Source organism: Neomoorella sulfitireducens, assembly GCF_024733845.1.
GTDB lineage: Bacteria > Bacillota > DSM-521 > Neomoorellales > Neomoorellaceae > Neomoorella > Neomoorella sulfitireducens.
The window spans coordinates 105641-121036 of record NZ_JANRHG010000003.1; the positions used below are offsets into that span (position 1 = coordinate 105641).

The following is a 15396-nucleotide window of genomic DNA, read 5'->3' on the forward strand; positions in this document are numbered from 1 at the left end:
ACATGCTTAACAGTATGACCGGTTACGGGCGGGGGGAAGCCAGGGGTGCCGGCAGGACGGTCACCGTAGAGATCCGCGCCGTAAACCAGCGTTTCCTTGATGTGGTAATCCGGTTGCCCCGCCTTTACATGGCCCTGGAAGAAAAAATACGCCAGGTTATTAAAAATAACCTGAGCAGGGGCCGTGTCGAAGTATTGGTGAGCATCAATGAAGAAAATGGAGAGAAACGGCCGCTAACCGTTGACATGGGCCTGGCGATGGCGTATTATAATGCCTTGAAGGAATTGGCTCAGAATCTGGCTATACCGGCGGGTATTACCGCCGAGAAGCTGTTGGCCGTGCCGGAGGTCGTTAAAGTTGCCGACCCGGAATGGGACGAGGCCAGTTTATGGCCGGTTGTTTCCGGCGCTTTAGAAACAGCCCTGGCGGATTTGCTGGCCATGCGGCGGGCCGAAGGGCAACGCCTCCGGGCCGACCTTGAAGAACGGGTGGCGTACATACGCCGGCAGGTTGAAGCCATCAGGGAACGGGCACCGGAAGTACCCCGGGAGTATGCCCGGCGGCTTAAAGAGCGGGTTACCGAGCTGAGCGGCGGTATGGTCCTTGATCCGGGGCGCCTGGAGATGGAAGTAGCCCTCCTGGCCGAAAGGGCGGACATTACCGAAGAAATCGTCCGCCTTATAAGCCACCTGGAGCAAATGGCCACGGCCATGAACGGCACGGAGCCGGCCGGCAGGCGGCTGGATTTTATCCTGCAGGAAATGTGGCGGGAAATAAACACTATCGGTTCCAAGGCCGGTGACCTGGCCATAAGTAACCTGGTAGTAGCAGTTAAGGGCGAACTGGAGAAAATGCGCGAACAAGTCCAGAACGTGGAGTAGGCAAAGGAGGGGGAGTATGGACATCAAGTTAATTAATATCGGCTTTGGTAATATTGTTTCCGCCCGGCGCATAGTAGCCATTGTCAGCCCCGAATCGGCGCCCATTAAGCGAATTATCCAGGAAGCCCGCGACCGCGGCATGTTAATCGATGCCACTTACGGCCGCAGGACCAGGGCGGTGATCATTACCGACAGCGGGCATATCATCCTTTCGGCAGTACAGCCGGAAACGGTGGCCCACCGCCTTTCCACCCGGGAACCCATCAGTACCCCTGAAGAAGAGTAAACCTGTATTTAATTAAAACTGCGATCTATAAACAAGATAATTACGGTAGGTGTTTTTATCTTTTCAGGAGGAAGGAATATTGAAACAGCCATCCCTGGATGAACTGGAAAAGCGGATCGGCAGCAAATACGCCCTGGCGGTCCTGGCCGCCAAGAGAGCGCGGTCGCTTTCAGAAGGGCAGTTTGCCGAAATATACCCCAAGGGAACCAAGCCGGTAACGGTGGCTCTCTTGGAAATTGCCGAGGGTAAAATTAAATACGAATGGGGCAAAAAGAAGGCGTGAAGTTTTTAGAGGGAAAAACCGTCCTTCTGGGAGTCTGCGGCGGCATTGCCGCTTACAAGGCGGCCGAGCTCTGCCGGCTTTTGGTTCAGGAAGGGGCTACCGTGCAGGTGATCATGACGGCGGGGGCGAGGGAATTTATCAGTCCCCTGACCTTCAGCGTCCTGACAGGGCAGCCGGCCCTGACGGAAATTTTTAAGCCCGGGGGAGAAGACCCCCTGACCCACATCGATCTGGCCGATAGAGCGGATCTTTTTCTTGTAGCCCCGGCGACTGCTAACATATTGGCCAAGCTGGCCGCAGGGCTGGCGGATGATCTCCTGACTACAACGGCCCTGGCCGTCACCTGTCCTACCCTGGTAGCACCGGCCATGAACGTCAATATGTATGCCAAAGCCGCCGTACAGGAAAACCTGGCAACTTTAGAACGACGCGGTTGGGGCATTGTTGAGCCCGAGGAAGGCTTCCTGGCCTGCGGAACTACAGGCAAAGGACGCCTTGCCGGTTTAGAACGCATTGTTGCTGCCTGCCGTCGAGCCCTGGCACCAGGTGATTACAGGGATGTGGCGGTACTGGTTACTGCCGGCGGTACCAGGGAACCCCTGGACCCGGTAAGGTACATAGGGAATTACAGCTCCGGGAAAATGGGTTATGCCCTGGCCCGGGCCGCCTGGGAGCGGGGTGCCAGGGTGACGCTGGTTACTGCCAGCCCGCTGCCCCCACCACCTGAGGTAGAGGTAATACGGGTGCAGACGGCTGCGGAAATGCTGGCCGCTGTAGAAGGGCGTTTTGAAGGAAGCGATATAGTCCTCAAGGCCGCGGCAGTTGCCGATTTCCGGCCTGTTGCTCAAGCAGCAAATAAGATTAAAAAAGATGCTAAACAGGGATTAAACCTTGAGCTCGAGCCGACGGTGGACATCCTGGCTTACCTGGGCAGGAGGAAAAAAAGACAAATATTAGTCGGTTTTGCTGCGGAAACCCAGGACTTGCTGGCAAACGCCAGGCAAAAGCTCCAGAACAAGCATTTAGATTTAATGGTAGCCAATGACGTTACCCGGCCCGGGGCGGGGTTTGGCAGCGATACCAATATTGTCACTTTGCTTTATCCTGACGGGAGCAAAGAAGAATTGCCACGGCTTTCCAAGCCGGAAGTAGCCCACCGCATCCTGGATGCCGTTAAAAACCTGCCGGGCTTTCCAAAAAAGGGAACAAGGCCGGAAAGGGAGGAATAGAGTAATGACACGCAAGTTATTTACTTCCGAATCGGTAACAGAAGGGCATCCCGACAAAATAGCCGACCGTATTGCCGACGCCGTCCTGGATGCCATTTATGAGAAGGACCCCCTGGCCAGGGTGGCCTGTGAGTGCCTGGTGAGTACCGGCCTGGTCCTGGTGGCCGGGCAGATAACCACCGACTGTTATGTGGATATACCACGGGTAGCCCGGGAAACCATTCGCGAGATAGGTTATACCAGGGCGAAATTTGGTTTTGACTGCGACACCTGTGCCGTACTCACCTCCATCGACGAGCAGTCACCTGATATTGCCATGGGCGTCAATGAAGCCTGGGAGAAAAAGGCGGGGGTAGCCAGGGATGAGCTGGAAACCCTCGGTGCCGGTGACCAGGGGATGATGTTCGGCTATGCTACCCGGGAGACGCCGGAGTATATGCCCATGCCCATCGCCCTGGCCCATAAGCTAACACGCCGGCTGGCCGAGGTGCGTAAAGAGAGGCTCCTGCCTTACCTGCGGCCGGACGGTAAATCCCAGGTGACGGTAGAATATGAATACGGCCGGCCGGTAAGGGTGGATACAGTTGTTATATCCACCCAGCACCACCCCGATATCGACATGGCCACCTTGAGGGACGATGTCCTGGAAACCGTTATCAAACCGGTGATACCGGCGGAAATGCTGGACAACCGGACGCGTTACTTTATTAATCCCACGGGACGCTTTGTCATCGGCGGTCCCCAGGGCGATACGGGACTCACCGGCCGCAAGATTATAGTAGATACCTACGGCGGCATGGCCCGTCACGGCGGCGGGGCCCTTTCCGGCAAGGATCCCACCAAGGTGGACCGCTCGGCTGCCTATGCGGCCCGCTATGTGGCCAAAAACGTGGTGGCAGCCGGTCTGGCCGAACGCTGCGAGGTCCAGGTGGCTTATGCCATCGGCGTGGCCCGGCCGGTATCCATTAGCGTAGAAACCTATGGCACCGGGAAGATCAGTGATGGGCAACTGGTCGAATTAATCCGGTCTTACTTCGACCTGCGACCGGGGGCCATTATCCGCGACCTGGACTTACGCCGGCCCATCTATAAGCCGGTATCGGTTTACGGTCACTTCGGCCGGCCCGACCTGGACTTGCCATGGGAGCGCCTGGACAAGGTGGAAGCCCTGCGGGAGGCTGCCGGGCTATAGCCACAGCCCTTATTCATAGAAGTAGGCCCGCCAATGCTTAAAAAAGTAATCATTGCTGCGGTTCTGGTCGTTGTTATAACTACAAGTTTTATGTACGGTTACATCGAGTGGTATGGGCGAAACTTAGAGCCAAGTAACGCTGATGTGATCATTGTGCTGGGTGCTGCCGTTTGGCAGAATGGTCCCAGCCCGGCTTTGCTGGAACGGATTTCCCTGGCCGAAGATCTCTATCGCAGGGGGTATGCGCCGGCGATAATAACGACGGGCGGTACCGGTACTTTGAATCCGACCCCTGAAGGTACCGCCGCCCGCCTGGCGCTTGTTACCCGCGGTATACCACCTGATGCCATTCATGAAGAAATAAGATCGCGCAACACAAGAGAAAACCTCGCTGAAGCCGGGAAAATCATGCTCAGGTATGGGTGGAAGAAGGCTATTATTGTCACCCATGATTACCACCTGCTGCGGGCAATCACCGAGGCCCGGCGGCTGGGTATAGAAGCCTCGGGCGCCGGGGTCCACAGGACAGCCATGTTTCGCCCCCCGCTGGTATTGCGGGAAGTACTCGCTAATTTGGTAAGGGTGATTGTCTGAGACAGAACCGCCTGTACTGGTATCCGGCCGGAAAGCATGTGTATAGGGGATGCAGTATTGATTCCCCGGCCGGGCGGTGTTATAATAACACCTGTGATAAATGCTGATGTGGCTCAGGGGTAGAGCAGCGCACTCGTAATGCGCAGGTCGTGGGTTCGAATCCCACCATCAGCTCCAAAAAAGCTAATAATGGTGCGGCTTTCGAGACGCGGAGCGGTGACTTAATTGGGGAAAAATGGGTTTTGGTCACCGTTTGGTCACGAGCCGCAAAGGTGCGGACAGGGATAATATCCTGTCCTATTTTTGGTTCTTCGCTATTTAGTGTGGGTAAGACTTAATCAACTATGCGGCTGCCTTTGACATGGAGCCTCGCGCCTGTGTTTCTAAACGGCCAAGGGCCAGCTACGGCTACGCCTGCGGCCCTTTGCCAGCCAGGCTAACACAGGCATTCTCCATGTCAAAGGTCTCCGCTACGCTCCGATAAACAGCCGCATTTAAAAGGTAATAGAACTAATGTTCGCCCATACAAAATAGCGAGGAACCCTATTTTTTTTGCCCGCTTCCTTGGAGCACTTCGTCGAAGCGGAGCATGGCCTCGCGTTCGACATTGGGCATTACGTGGTGGTAAACCCTGATGGTGAAGGCCACGTCGCTGTGGCCCAAACGCTGGCTCACCATCTTTATGTCTTCACCGCGCTTTATAAGCAGGGTTGCGTGGGTGTGCCTCAAGTCATGAAAGCGGATGTCCGGCAGCCCTGCTTTTTTTAGTATCGGCTTGAAATAGCGGTCCAGGTTGTCGGGGTTTAAAGGTGTACCCGTTTCGCTGGGGAATACCAGCCCCTGGTCCTGATACATCGGCCCCAGGCGAAGTTTATGCTGCATTTGCTGTATGCGGTGTTTTTTTAGTGCTTCAACGACGGATGACGGCAATGAAATTGTTCGTTTGGAGGTTTTAGTCTTCGGCGGAACGAATTTGAGCTTTCCTTTTGCCGCTTCAAGAGTTCGTTGAACTGTCAAAAGTCCGTTCTGAAGGTCAATATCCTCCCACCGTAAGCCCAACACTTCTCCTCTTCTCAAGCCGGTTCCCAGGACCGTGATGAACAGCGCCTCAAAACGGTTTCCTTTGGCTGCGTCTAAGAAACGTGCTACTTGCTCTTCCGTCAGCGGGGTAATTTCTGTGTCTTCCGGTGAAGGTGGCTGAACTTTATCCGCTGGATTTCGTGGAATCATGTCCAGGTTTACAGCAGTTTCCAGAGCCTTATGGAGAACGCTGTGAATATAGCGCACTGAGGCCTTGCTTAAACCGCCTTTTTCCCCGTCTGACCTGTTTTCCGCTAGTTTTTCAGTGTATAGACACTGAATATGATATGGTGTTAGTTTACTGAGAGGTATTTTCCCCAGCGTTGGATTGATGTGATTTCTGATTATGCCTTCATAACGATAGAAAGTTTTATCTCGAATGTTGGCGCGGTGCATTTGGAGCCACTGATTGAGAAATTTCTCTAAAGGCAAATCAGAAGGCTCAATGTGCGTTCCCTGGTCAATTTGAGTAAGTATGTCTCTAAGAACTTTTTCAGCGTCTTTTTTCGTTCCATGAACGGTTCTGGACCCCTGACGCCGCTTGCCGGTCTTGGGGTCTCGCGGCAGTTCATACCTGATTCGCCAGGTATTTTTTCCTCTTTTTTCTATACTCCCTCCCATTTTCTTGTTTACACTTACTCCCCTTCCCGGGGCTCCCCGGCCAAAACAATATATATTTCTTGTTGATCGGGGAGAATGCCTTCTATTTTTTCTACTTTTTGAGGTTTTCCTCCAGCCAGAGCAAGAAAGCGTCTCTATGCACTCGAACAGTGCGACCTATCCGAAGCGCGGGAAAGTCCTTGCGTTTAGTTAGTTCGTAGGCGAGACTTTTTCCTATTCGCAAGTAACGGGCAACTTCTTGAACGGTTAATACTAACGGTAAATTTTCTGCCATAATGCTTTTTTGCTTTTTAAGTTCAAGCACGATGTTCACGCTCCTTTCCTCGTTATCCTATTAAGAAAAGAGTATCAAGTTGGTGTAAAACTTTCATTTGAAACAAAAGAAAACGGAACTTTTAAGTATATTTCACTTGAAAGCTTGACTTTTTAGAAATATTCTATCCCAGCACTTTTCGAGCGGCGTAGGGGGTTAAAAAAGTTAAAGCGCGGCCGAAAGATTGCAATCCGAAAAGGGCAAAAACCCTTCCACCTCTAAGCCTACCGGTACCTCGAAGCAGATTCCAATTATCAAGCAAATAACTGCACTTTTTTCATTAATTCAGTTTATGCTGGGGGTCTCTATGGACGACCCGGGGAGAAATAATTACCATTAAAGGCTTCGCGCTTTGGTCGAAGGGAAAGAGTAGGTTCACAACACCGCAAGACAAGCAAGAGTGAACTTTTCCAGGCCGCGAACTTAAAAGCGGCTTTTAAGAAGGTAGCGGAAGCTTCTGGCAGGCGTCTGACCTCTGACGAGATCGAAAAGATCGCCAGAGAGCACAAAGTGCCCTATCATCATGCCCACGCCGACCGAAGGTTACACATAAGCTGCTGTTGCCCAAAAATTAAACGTGATATAATTAAAGTGAAATATCGACCAAGAACGATTTCCAATGGGCCGTGAAAGGGTGGTGAAGTCCGGATGGAAAGTTTTAATTTTGAGCTTAATCAGGTGATTGCCCGCACTCTGGCCGAAGGCGGTTTTGCTTCTGAGAAGGAGGCCACACGTGAGATTTCTTTAATGGTCGCCCTTGCAAAGATTAGTAGATATGAACGCGAATGTGCAAAATTCAGGAAGAAATATGGCCTGACGTTCCAGGAATTTCAACGCAAGGTAAATAGTATTGTTGGAGCAGAAGTCTTTGAAGAAGAAAACGACTTAATGGACTGGGAGTTTGCAGAAAATGCCCTCGCTTTGTGGCAAAAGCGATTAGAGGTTCTAAAAAATGCATATCGGTAATATATTGAAATCTTTTTCGGATATCATTGCCCACCTGGAAGTTCTACGTTTTGAAGTTGAGGGCAATGACAGCGCTCTGCAACTGGAAATTACCTTTAATGACGGTAGTAAACTGCATGTACGGGACTACATTTTTGATGCCCAAAAACGTAAATACGCCTATCACTGGCAGGACAAGAATGATAAACTACTAGTTCGATGGGACAATGCGCCGCATTGGCCAGAAATAGAGACCTACCCACATCACAAGCATGTTTATAACGAAAAAAAAGTACTGGCCTCGTCTGAGACTGATTTAAAAGAAGTACTTGCCGCCATTCGGACCTGGATGAAAAATAACCCTTAAACGTAGGCGTCGAAAGGGAGTTTTTGCGGGTGACAAAGGCTATGCTTGGCCGTCGGATCGATATTCGGCGATCATGACTTCCCATTTTTTTGCCGCTCGGCTTTGGTCATGAAAAACCCCCTTTAGGTAAGGGGCTTTTTTTATTGCCCAAAAACTAAGATCGTATCAGGAGGAGATGAAGTGAGTGATGACTAAAAAACCGGCCGTTCCTCTCCAGCGCCGGCAGATGGAAGCTGCCCTGCAGTTGTACCAAAATTGCAAGGGATGGCAGGCGACGGATGAGGCGCTGGATTCCCTTGCCCGGTCTTTTCCGGACTTCGATTTCAAATCGATCCTGCTCAAAGCGGCAGCCGTCAACGCCCTCTACGGAACCCAGGTTTACGCCGTAGCAGAGGTGGCCGAACACTTATGCAGCGTCTTGGGAAATACCACGGTACCGGCTACTCCCGCCATCGTAGAGGAGCTGGCAAAGGTGAAGTTTGTCAGGGGAGCAAAGCACATAACATGGACGTTCCGGAGTTTTGCGTCCAAATTCGCTCACTTTTTTATTGATCCGGATCGATTCCCGATTTACGACTCGTATGCGGTTAAGATGCTCACATACCATTTGAATGGGAAGGGCGGGGAAGGGCTTTCGTATGAGCAGTTTGGGGCGGGCTTTTCAGCGTTGAAGGATTCCCTGGATTTTCCCGTGACCACTCGGGAACTCGACCGGTACCTGTGGTTGGCAGGCCAATTGAGGGCATGGAAGGGCTTATTGCCCTGGAGAAGACCTTATACTGGAATTAATTCCGAATTGCGGCGCCTCTTCGAATCCCCCGCGGGGAAAGTCAAGGAGCTTATGAGAGCTGTCCTTGGAAGGGGTGAAAATCCGTGAGAAATACTGGACATGAAGGCCGCCCTTTTCGCAGCACCGCCTCATTCGGCAAACGGCAGGAATACGTTGTCATAGCCGAATTGCTCCGGCGAGGCTTTGACGTCTACCAGACGCTTGTGGACGACCAGGGTATCGACTGCATCATACGGCAGGAAAAGGAAGGCGAGCTACGGTATCTGGACGTCCAGATCAAAGCGCGGTCGAAAGATTGCAATCCCCGAAATGCCGGACGTTTTGCCGCCATGGATATTGTCAACCCCCGGCCCAACTACTTTTTCATTTTCTACTCCGAGCAAGCCAACACTTATTGGGTGGTTCCTTCGGAAGAGCTTGTCGGGCTTGCCCGCCGGAATAAGACCGGGCGAAACGCGGGACGGTACACTATCAACTTTTGCAACGTAAGGGCAGACGGCACGGTGGCGCCCCGCCCGAAGTTTGACCGGTATAGAAATAATTTCAGCCTATTGGAGTAGCGTACAAAAAATTTTAGGTATCATTTGCCCGTATTAAAGAGACAAAAATTGAAAGAGGTAACACACCATAGAAATTATTTTCTATGGGTTCCCCTTAGGGAGATTTTTTATTTCCTTATTATTTTCTAAGCTAGATTGATTAAATAAAAGCTATAGCGACTTATTCTATCAAACCGTAGAACTGACGTTCATTTTGACTGAGATCCGGCTGATTTGCGAAACGGATTGCATCGGAAATAGCTGTGCAAAGCACCATCGTTACTTGACACGCGCCGATGTTTCCCGTTCGGCTGATCTTGTAAGTAAGCAATTGGCAGGTATAATTTAACTTAAGGCGAGGTGAAAAATCATGGAGGCAATTCAAAAAGCATTAAGCCTGTGCCAGGGTCTTAAAGAGAGGTTTGTTAACCTTGAGGCCCGGCTGGGTGGAATTCGACTGCACCCGGTTCGCTGGCAGACCATCCAGGAAATGCTCACTGAAATCGATAGACAGCTGAGCATAATCGAAGAAACCGTAAGCAGAGGCTCAAGGCACTCCTAATCAGGAAAAATTTCCATCAAAAAACCGTGTGTCACAGAAAGGCCGGAGTTCCCTTACGGCGCAAAGGATAAAGACGTGTCACACTAATTTTGCAAAAGACAGTTGTTGTGTCACACAAGCGCCGAACAGCCTTTGAGAGCCAAGGGATCGGGCTGTGTCACACCGCATGAAAGCGCGTGCTTATCCATGAACGGGATTTCCCAGAACACCTGATAGAAAATATCTTCTAAGACGCCGCTTTGCAAATCAATTACCTCACCGTTATTTTATAAGCAATATCGAGTAAATCTAAGCTATGACAACTTATTCTATCAAAACATAAAACTGGCGCTGGCAAAACGAAAATATCGTTGAATATCGGAATACTAATAAGTTACCCTAGGCGGCGTCGGCACTCGCGCCGCTCGTGTGACTAGCCTCACGCAACGAGCGGCGCGAGTTCTTGGGACGAAAAATGATACTCAGAAAGTAAAAGAATTTGTCCTGAATTTTACCTTGTGGAGGAACGCTGATGACTGACCGCAAGTTCGTAAATTGGGTGGAAATTGATATTAAAACCGGAAAGCCCTTGCCCAATAACAGAAATTTGGTAGGTAAAACTTATCTCGATAGAGACGGCGGAATTATTGAGGTCGTAGGAGTATGCTCTCTTTTTCCCGAGACGCACGTGGTTGTCGAGAAAAAGGGGACTGGCGAACGCTGGAGCGTCGCTGTTGAAAGAATAATGGATTTAATTGATTAACATCGTTTGACACCGCCTGGGTTCAGGCGGCGTGATTTTTTCTTGACGCCAAACTCCATTTTTTTACTTGCCAATACCACCAAAATCAGGTATAATAATTTTGCCGGCAAACTTGCCGGCAAAAAAGGACGGTGCAAAAATACATGAAGAATGACCCAATTTTAGCCGACATAAAACAGGATGCAGACTCATTACCTTACTCCCTTTGGGAGGAGATAGGCTTCCGTTTTGGTGATAAAGGAACCCACACGAGCAGAACCATTATGCTGGAAGAGTTATCGTTATTACTTCATGAATGTGCAGAAGATGCGACGCGTGATGACTATGTAACGGCAATTGTTGACTACAATTGCCTGGGCAAGCGGACAGCTGCGACCCGAAGACTTTCCGGTCAACGTATGAGGGAATTATACGGTCTCGATCCATCGCTGCCTATATTTAGGATTTTGCGTTATTGCTGGTACGCAGATGAGAAAGGTCGCCCACTTCTTGCCTTACTTACTGCTATGGCCCGGGATCCCCTTCTACGAGTTACATCCCTCCCCATTCTCCGGATGCAACCAGGGGAAGAACTGGCCCGGCAACAGATGATAGATGTCCTTCGCGAAAGTACTAGGAACCGCCTAAATGACAGCACGCTTGATAAGGTTGTGCGTAACGCTTCCTCCTCCTGGACCCAGTCAGGACACTTAAAAGGCCGTGTTCATAAGATTCGCCAAAAAGTTGAGCCTACACCTGTCGTCACCGCATATGCTCTTCTTTTGGGTTACCTACTTGGAGTTCGAGGTCATGGTTTATTCAAAACATTATGGACAAAGGTACTTGATACACCCCCAGAGGAACTTATTTCCTTGGCAATGGATGCGAAGCGCCTTGGTTTCTTGGATATAAGCTATTCCGGCGGTATGATCGAAGTTTCAGTTGACCGTATGTTAACTGAGGATGAAAGGAGGTTGATCCGTGAGTAGAATTGAGGAGCTGGCAAACCGCTATCGTAACCATATTGCTGCGCCATGGCAGCGTAATCTGGCTGGTGAGCAAAGGATAATTTTTGTTGTCTATCCTAAAGCCGATGAGCGTAAACTCCGTGCTAGGTTAGAATTGTTCGAGATGGCGACCATTGAATCTGGACATAAATGGAAATCCTTTGACTTTACCCAAACCTTCGCCCGCTGGATGAGCAGGTTAGAATACAAGGAAGTTTATTTCGAAGAGCCCGAAAATCTGGCGATACCCCTTGAGAGTGAATTCCCACATTTTGCAGCCAATGAACTCCGTAAAGTACTTACTGGTGAAGATGTTGACTCTGACACTGTGGTTGCTGTTTATGGCGTTGCCAGCCTGTACGGATTCACTAAAGTATCGGCGGTTCTGAAAGAAGTAGTAAGAGATATTCGTGGGCGATTGGTAGTCTTTTTTCCGGGCGAATTTGAAAATAACAATTATCGTCTTCTCGATGCACGAGATGGTTGGAATTACCTGGCCATTCCCATCACTTTACATAATGGGGTGAGCGATTGATGAAGAACCGGGAGATTTTTCAACGTGACCCTATTGTTTCAAAATTGCTTAATGACGGCGTAGCTACAGTTACTGAAGCGGCCACTTCTAAAGAGATTGAAACCCTTCGCTATGAACTGGAGCATTTTGTTTGCGAGGGGCAGTATAAAGACGGACTTATACGCATTCTTGAGTCTTACCTGAGCAATGCGGATTCGACAAGCCAGCCAGCCGTTTGGGTAAGCGGTTTTTTTGGTAGCGGTAAATCACATCTTCTGAAGATGCTCCGCCACTTATGGGTTAACACCAAATTTGAGTCTGATGGAGCGACTGCCCGTGAGCTGGCCAGGTTACCGGTGGAAGTAAAAGATTTGCTTAAAGAATTGGATACGTTAGGGAAAAGATGTGGTGGGCTTCATGCTGCGGGGGGGACGCTGCCGTCCGGTGGAGGGAAAAGTCTTCGTCTAGCTGTTCTCAGTATTATCTTTCGCTCGAAAGGCCTGCCCGAGTCTCTTCCCCAAGCCCAATTTTGCCTTTGGCTTCAAAAAAATGGCATCTACAGTCAGGTTAAAAAGGTTGTGGAAGATTCAGGCAAGGACTTTCGGCAAGAACTTCGTCATTTATATGCCAGTCCGGTAATAGCCAAAGCACTGTTGGAGGCTGACCCTGATTTTGCCTCCGATCTCAAGCAGGTGCGAGCCACTATTCGTGCCCAGTTTCCTGATGTAGACGATATTTCGACATCCGAATTCATCCAGATCATTCGTGATGTCCTTTCTGTAAACGGTCAACTTCCCTGCACGGCGATCGTACTCGACGAAGTCCAGCTCTTTATAGGTGACAGTACGGCTCGTTCTTATGATGTGCAAGAAGTAGCCGAAGCTCTTTGCAAGCAGCTTGATAGCCGAATACTGCTTATAGGGGCTGGTCAGACTGCGCTGAGCGGTAATCTTCCGCTTCTTCAGCGATTGAAGGATCGTTTTACAATACCTGTGGAACTCTCTGATACGGATGTTGAAACTGTAACTCGCCGGGTAGTGCTGGCCAAAAAAGCAGATAAGCGTAAGGCCATCGAAGAAATATTAAATGCTTACGCTGGTGAAATTGACCGACATCTTGTCGGTACTCGAATTGCTCCCCGAAGTGAAGACCGGAGCATTATCGTCGAAGACTATCCCCTTTTACCCGTCCGCCGCAGATTTTGGGAGCATGTCCTTCGTGCCGTTGACGTTCCAGGAACCAGTAGCCAACTTCGTACTCAACTCCGTATTGTTCACGATGCTGTCCGGGAGATTGCCGAAAAACCTCTGGGTACGGTCGTGCCGGCTGATTTCATATTTGACCAACTCCAGCCGGACTTGCTTCGCACTGGGGTTCTTTTACGGGAAATTGACGAAACCATTCGTAATCTGGACGATGGAACTCCGGAAGGTTTGTTAGCCAAGCGTATTTGCGCACTTATATTCCTCATTCGCAAACTCCCTCGTGAAGCCGTTGCTGATATTGGTGTCCGTGCTACCGCGGATATGTTAGCAGATCTTCTGGTAAGCGACCTGGCCAGTGATGGCCCTGCCCTGCGCAGAGAGATTCCACGGATTCTTGAGAAACTGGTTGAGGAAGGAAAGCTTATCAAGCTGGACGAGGAATACAGTCTTCAGACCCGGGAAAGCAGCGAATGGGACCGTGAATTCCGTAACAGGCAAACACGGCTAAATAATGATCTTACGGCTTTGTCCAGTAAACGTTCGGCTCTGTTAAACGCAGCTTGTATGGATGTCCTCAGCAATATTAAACTGCGCCAGGGAAAATGCAATGAACCACGTAAGCTAATGATTCATTTTGGCAGCGAGCCACCCGAAACCAAAGGACACGAAATCCCGGTTTGGGTCCGTGACGGCTGGGGAGAAAACGAAAGTACTGTTGTGGCCGATGCCCGGGCGGCCGGTAATGACAGCCCGACTATTTTCGTCTATATTCCGAAAACAAGTGCCGAAGACCTAAAAAAAGCGATTATTGATTATGAGGCGGCTAAAGCGACCATCGAATTTAAGGGTACTCCTACAACTCCAGAGGGACGGGAAGCTCGCGATGCTATGTCCACTCGTATGAAAACGGCAGAGGCTACCCGGGATAGCATTATCCAGGATGTAATTAATGCGGCTAGGGTGTTTCAAGGCGGGGGACAGGAACGTTTTGAACTGTCCATAAAAGAAAAAGTACAGGCAGCCGCCGAAGCGTCCTTGGACCGCTTCTTTCCGAACTTCCGGGATGCCGATGATGATCGGTGGCCGACTGTTATCAATCGGGCAAAGAACGGTGACGAAGCCGCCTTCCAGGCTGTAGGCTGGAATGATGCACCCGAAAAACACCCTGTCTGTTCAGCTATTCTTTCTGAAATCGGATCCGGCAAGACAGGTAAGGAAATTCGCGAAACCTTTGAAAAAGCACCTTATGGCTGGCCGCGTGATGCTATTGACGCTGCTTTGATTACGCTTTTTACCACTGGACATCTTCGCGCTATATATAAAGGAGTCCAGCTTGACCGTGGTCAATTGGATCAAGCTAAGATTTCGGCTACCGACTTCCGAGTAGAAACGGTAACCATAGATGTCCGCAGCCGCATGAAGCTACGCAAGCTTTTTCAAACAGCAGGTCTTAGCTGCAAGGCGGGGGAGGAATCTTCTGTAGCCGGGCAATTTCTTGCCAAGCTTATGGACCTGGCCGATCGTGCCGGCGGCGATCCACCAATGCCTGAGCGTCCACCTAAGACCCATTTGGAAACAATGCGGGGGCTCGCTGGTAACGAACAACTTGCAGCGATACTGGAACAGTTTGACACCTTGTCCCAGCAACTGCAGGACTGGTCAGCATTGGCGGAGCTGGCGGCAAAGCGCAAACCTGCGTGGGATAGACTTCAGATCCTGTTGAGACACGCCCGTGGCCTTCCTGAAGCGGAAGAACTGCAAAAACAGGCCAATGCTGTGCGCGATGAACGTCGATTGTTAGAAGAGCCCGATCCGGTTCCGGATATTCACAGAGCAGTCGTCAAAGTGCTCCGTACCGCTGTTAGGCAGGCTTACGCCAACTTTGAGACGGTATATAACCGGGAGAGAGCGGCCCTTGAGGTAAATGAGAACTGGCAGAAACTACCTCCAGAACAAAAGCAAAAGATTCTTGAGGCTGAAGGTATTGCCAGCCTTCCCCGGCTTTCCATAGAAGATGACGAGTCCTTGCTTCGAAGCCTCCAGGAAACCCCTCTGTCTAGCTGGAAAACCAGGACAGATGCCCTTCCTCAGCAGTTTAGCAATGCTGCCATGGCAGCTGCAAAGCTGCTTGAGCCAAAAACGCAAAAGGTAAAACTGACCAGCAGCATTCTGAGGACAGAAAATGATGTTAAAGCCTGGGTGGCTAAAATTGAGAGAGAACTTCTAGAAAGGATTAAGAACGGCCCCATCGTGATCTCGTAGGAGGA

17 protein-coding genes and 1 tRNA gene are annotated in these 15396 nt (G+C 50.4%); 16 read left to right on the top strand and 2 right to left on the bottom strand.

The features are described from left to right. The first annotated feature begins 2 nt into the window (after positions 1 to 2). The 7 genes from NWF31_RS04920 (at position 3) to NWF31_RS04950 (ending at position 4642) form a co-directional block, all read left to right on the top strand. Positions 3 to 881 (top strand): YicC/YloC family endoribonuclease, encoded by an 879-nt coding sequence (locus NWF31_RS04920; RefSeq protein WP_258359397.1) that lies wholly within the window; start codon positions 3 to 5, stop codon positions 879 to 881. Between the two features lie 16 nt (positions 882 to 897). Beyond that, positions 898 to 1167: an extracellular matrix/biofilm regulator RemA gene (remA, locus tag NWF31_RS04925; protein WP_258359398.1), complete on the top strand. Its 270-nt coding sequence runs from the start codon at positions 898 to 900 to the stop codon at positions 1165 to 1167. 79 nt (positions 1168 to 1246) lie between these two features. After that, a complete protein-coding gene (rpoZ, locus tag NWF31_RS04930; protein ID WP_258359399.1) occupies positions 1247 to 1450 on the top strand; it encodes a DNA-directed RNA polymerase subunit omega in 204 nt (67 codons plus the stop codon). Next, positions 1447 to 2679 carry a bifunctional phosphopantothenoylcysteine decarboxylase/phosphopantothenate--cysteine ligase CoaBC gene (gene coaBC / locus NWF31_RS04935; protein WP_258359400.1) on the top strand — a complete coding sequence of 411 codons (1233 nt, stop codon included), beginning with the start codon at positions 1447 to 1449 and terminating at the stop codon, positions 2677 to 2679. The genes rpoZ and coaBC overlap by 4 nt, the downstream gene beginning before the upstream one ends. Before the next feature lie 4 nt (positions 2680 to 2683). Then, positions 2684 to 3871: a methionine adenosyltransferase gene (gene metK / locus NWF31_RS04940; protein ID WP_258359401.1), complete on the top strand. Its 1188-nt coding sequence runs from the start codon at positions 2684 to 2686 to the stop codon at positions 3869 to 3871. Between the two features lie 33 nt (positions 3872 to 3904). Further along, positions 3905 to 4465: a YdcF family protein gene (locus NWF31_RS04945; protein ID WP_258359402.1), complete on the top strand. Its 561-nt coding sequence runs from the start codon at positions 3905 to 3907 to the stop codon at positions 4463 to 4465. A gap of 102 nt (positions 4466 to 4567) precedes the next feature. Next, positions 4568 to 4642: transfer RNA gene (locus tag NWF31_RS04950), tRNA-Thr, on the top strand. 366 nt (positions 4643 to 5008) lie between these two features. On the opposite strand, the gene NWF31_RS04955 is transcribed toward NWF31_RS04950, so the two are convergent. Further along, positions 5009 to 6166, bottom strand: a complete 1158-nt coding sequence (locus NWF31_RS04955) for a site-specific integrase (RefSeq protein WP_258359403.1) — start codon at positions 6164 to 6166, stop codon at positions 5009 to 5011. A gap of 91 nt (positions 6167 to 6257) precedes the next feature. Beyond that, positions 6258 to 6479 carry a helix-turn-helix domain-containing protein gene (locus NWF31_RS04960; protein ID WP_258359404.1) on the bottom strand — a complete coding sequence of 74 codons (222 nt, stop codon included), beginning with the start codon at positions 6477 to 6479 and terminating at the stop codon, positions 6258 to 6260. A 648-nt stretch (positions 6480 to 7127) separates the two neighbouring features. Between NWF31_RS04960 and NWF31_RS04965 the strand changes: the two genes are divergently transcribed. The 9 genes from NWF31_RS04965 (at position 7128) to brxC (ending at position 15391) form a co-directional block, all read left to right on the top strand. Then, positions 7128 to 7445 (top strand): hypothetical protein, encoded by a 318-nt coding sequence (locus tag NWF31_RS04965; RefSeq protein ID WP_258359405.1) that lies wholly within the window; start codon positions 7128 to 7130, stop codon positions 7443 to 7445. Continuing rightward, positions 7432 to 7791, top strand: a complete 360-nt coding sequence (locus NWF31_RS04970) for a toxin-antitoxin system TumE family protein (RefSeq protein ID WP_258359406.1) — start codon at positions 7432 to 7434, stop codon at positions 7789 to 7791. Before NWF31_RS04965 ends, NWF31_RS04970 begins: the two co-directional genes overlap by 14 nt. Positions 7792 to 7978: 187 nt before the next feature. Continuing rightward, on the top strand, positions 7979 to 8668 hold the full coding sequence (locus NWF31_RS04975; protein WP_258359487.1) for a hypothetical protein: 690 nt from the start codon (positions 7979 to 7981) through the stop codon (positions 8666 to 8668). Then, positions 8665 to 9141, top strand: a complete 477-nt coding sequence (locus tag NWF31_RS04980; protein WP_258359407.1) for a DUF4365 domain-containing protein — start codon at positions 8665 to 8667, stop codon at positions 9139 to 9141. Before NWF31_RS04975 ends, NWF31_RS04980 begins: the two co-directional genes overlap by 4 nt. A gap of 349 nt (positions 9142 to 9490) precedes the next feature. Then, positions 9491 to 9682: a hypothetical protein gene (locus NWF31_RS04985; protein WP_258359408.1), complete on the top strand. Its 192-nt coding sequence runs from the start codon at positions 9491 to 9493 to the stop codon at positions 9680 to 9682. A 511-nt stretch (positions 9683 to 10193) separates the two neighbouring features. Beyond that, positions 10194 to 10424, top strand: a complete 231-nt coding sequence (locus tag NWF31_RS04990; RefSeq protein WP_258359409.1) for a hypothetical protein — start codon at positions 10194 to 10196, stop codon at positions 10422 to 10424. A gap of 143 nt (positions 10425 to 10567) precedes the next feature. Further along, complete coding sequence (locus NWF31_RS04995; RefSeq protein ID WP_258359410.1) at positions 10568 to 11392, top strand: hypothetical protein; 825 nt, start codon at positions 10568 to 10570, stop codon at positions 11390 to 11392. Next, positions 11385 to 11945: a BREX protein BrxB domain-containing protein gene (locus tag NWF31_RS05000; RefSeq protein ID WP_258359411.1), complete on the top strand. Its 561-nt coding sequence runs from the start codon at positions 11385 to 11387 to the stop codon at positions 11943 to 11945. Before NWF31_RS04995 ends, NWF31_RS05000 begins: the two co-directional genes overlap by 8 nt. Then, positions 11945 to 15391 carry a BREX system P-loop protein BrxC gene (gene brxC / locus NWF31_RS05005; RefSeq protein WP_258359412.1) on the top strand — a complete coding sequence of 1149 codons (3447 nt, stop codon included), beginning with the start codon at positions 11945 to 11947 and terminating at the stop codon, positions 15389 to 15391. The genes NWF31_RS05000 and brxC overlap by 1 nt, the downstream gene beginning before the upstream one ends. The last annotated feature ends 5 nt before the right edge of the window (positions 15392 to 15396 follow it).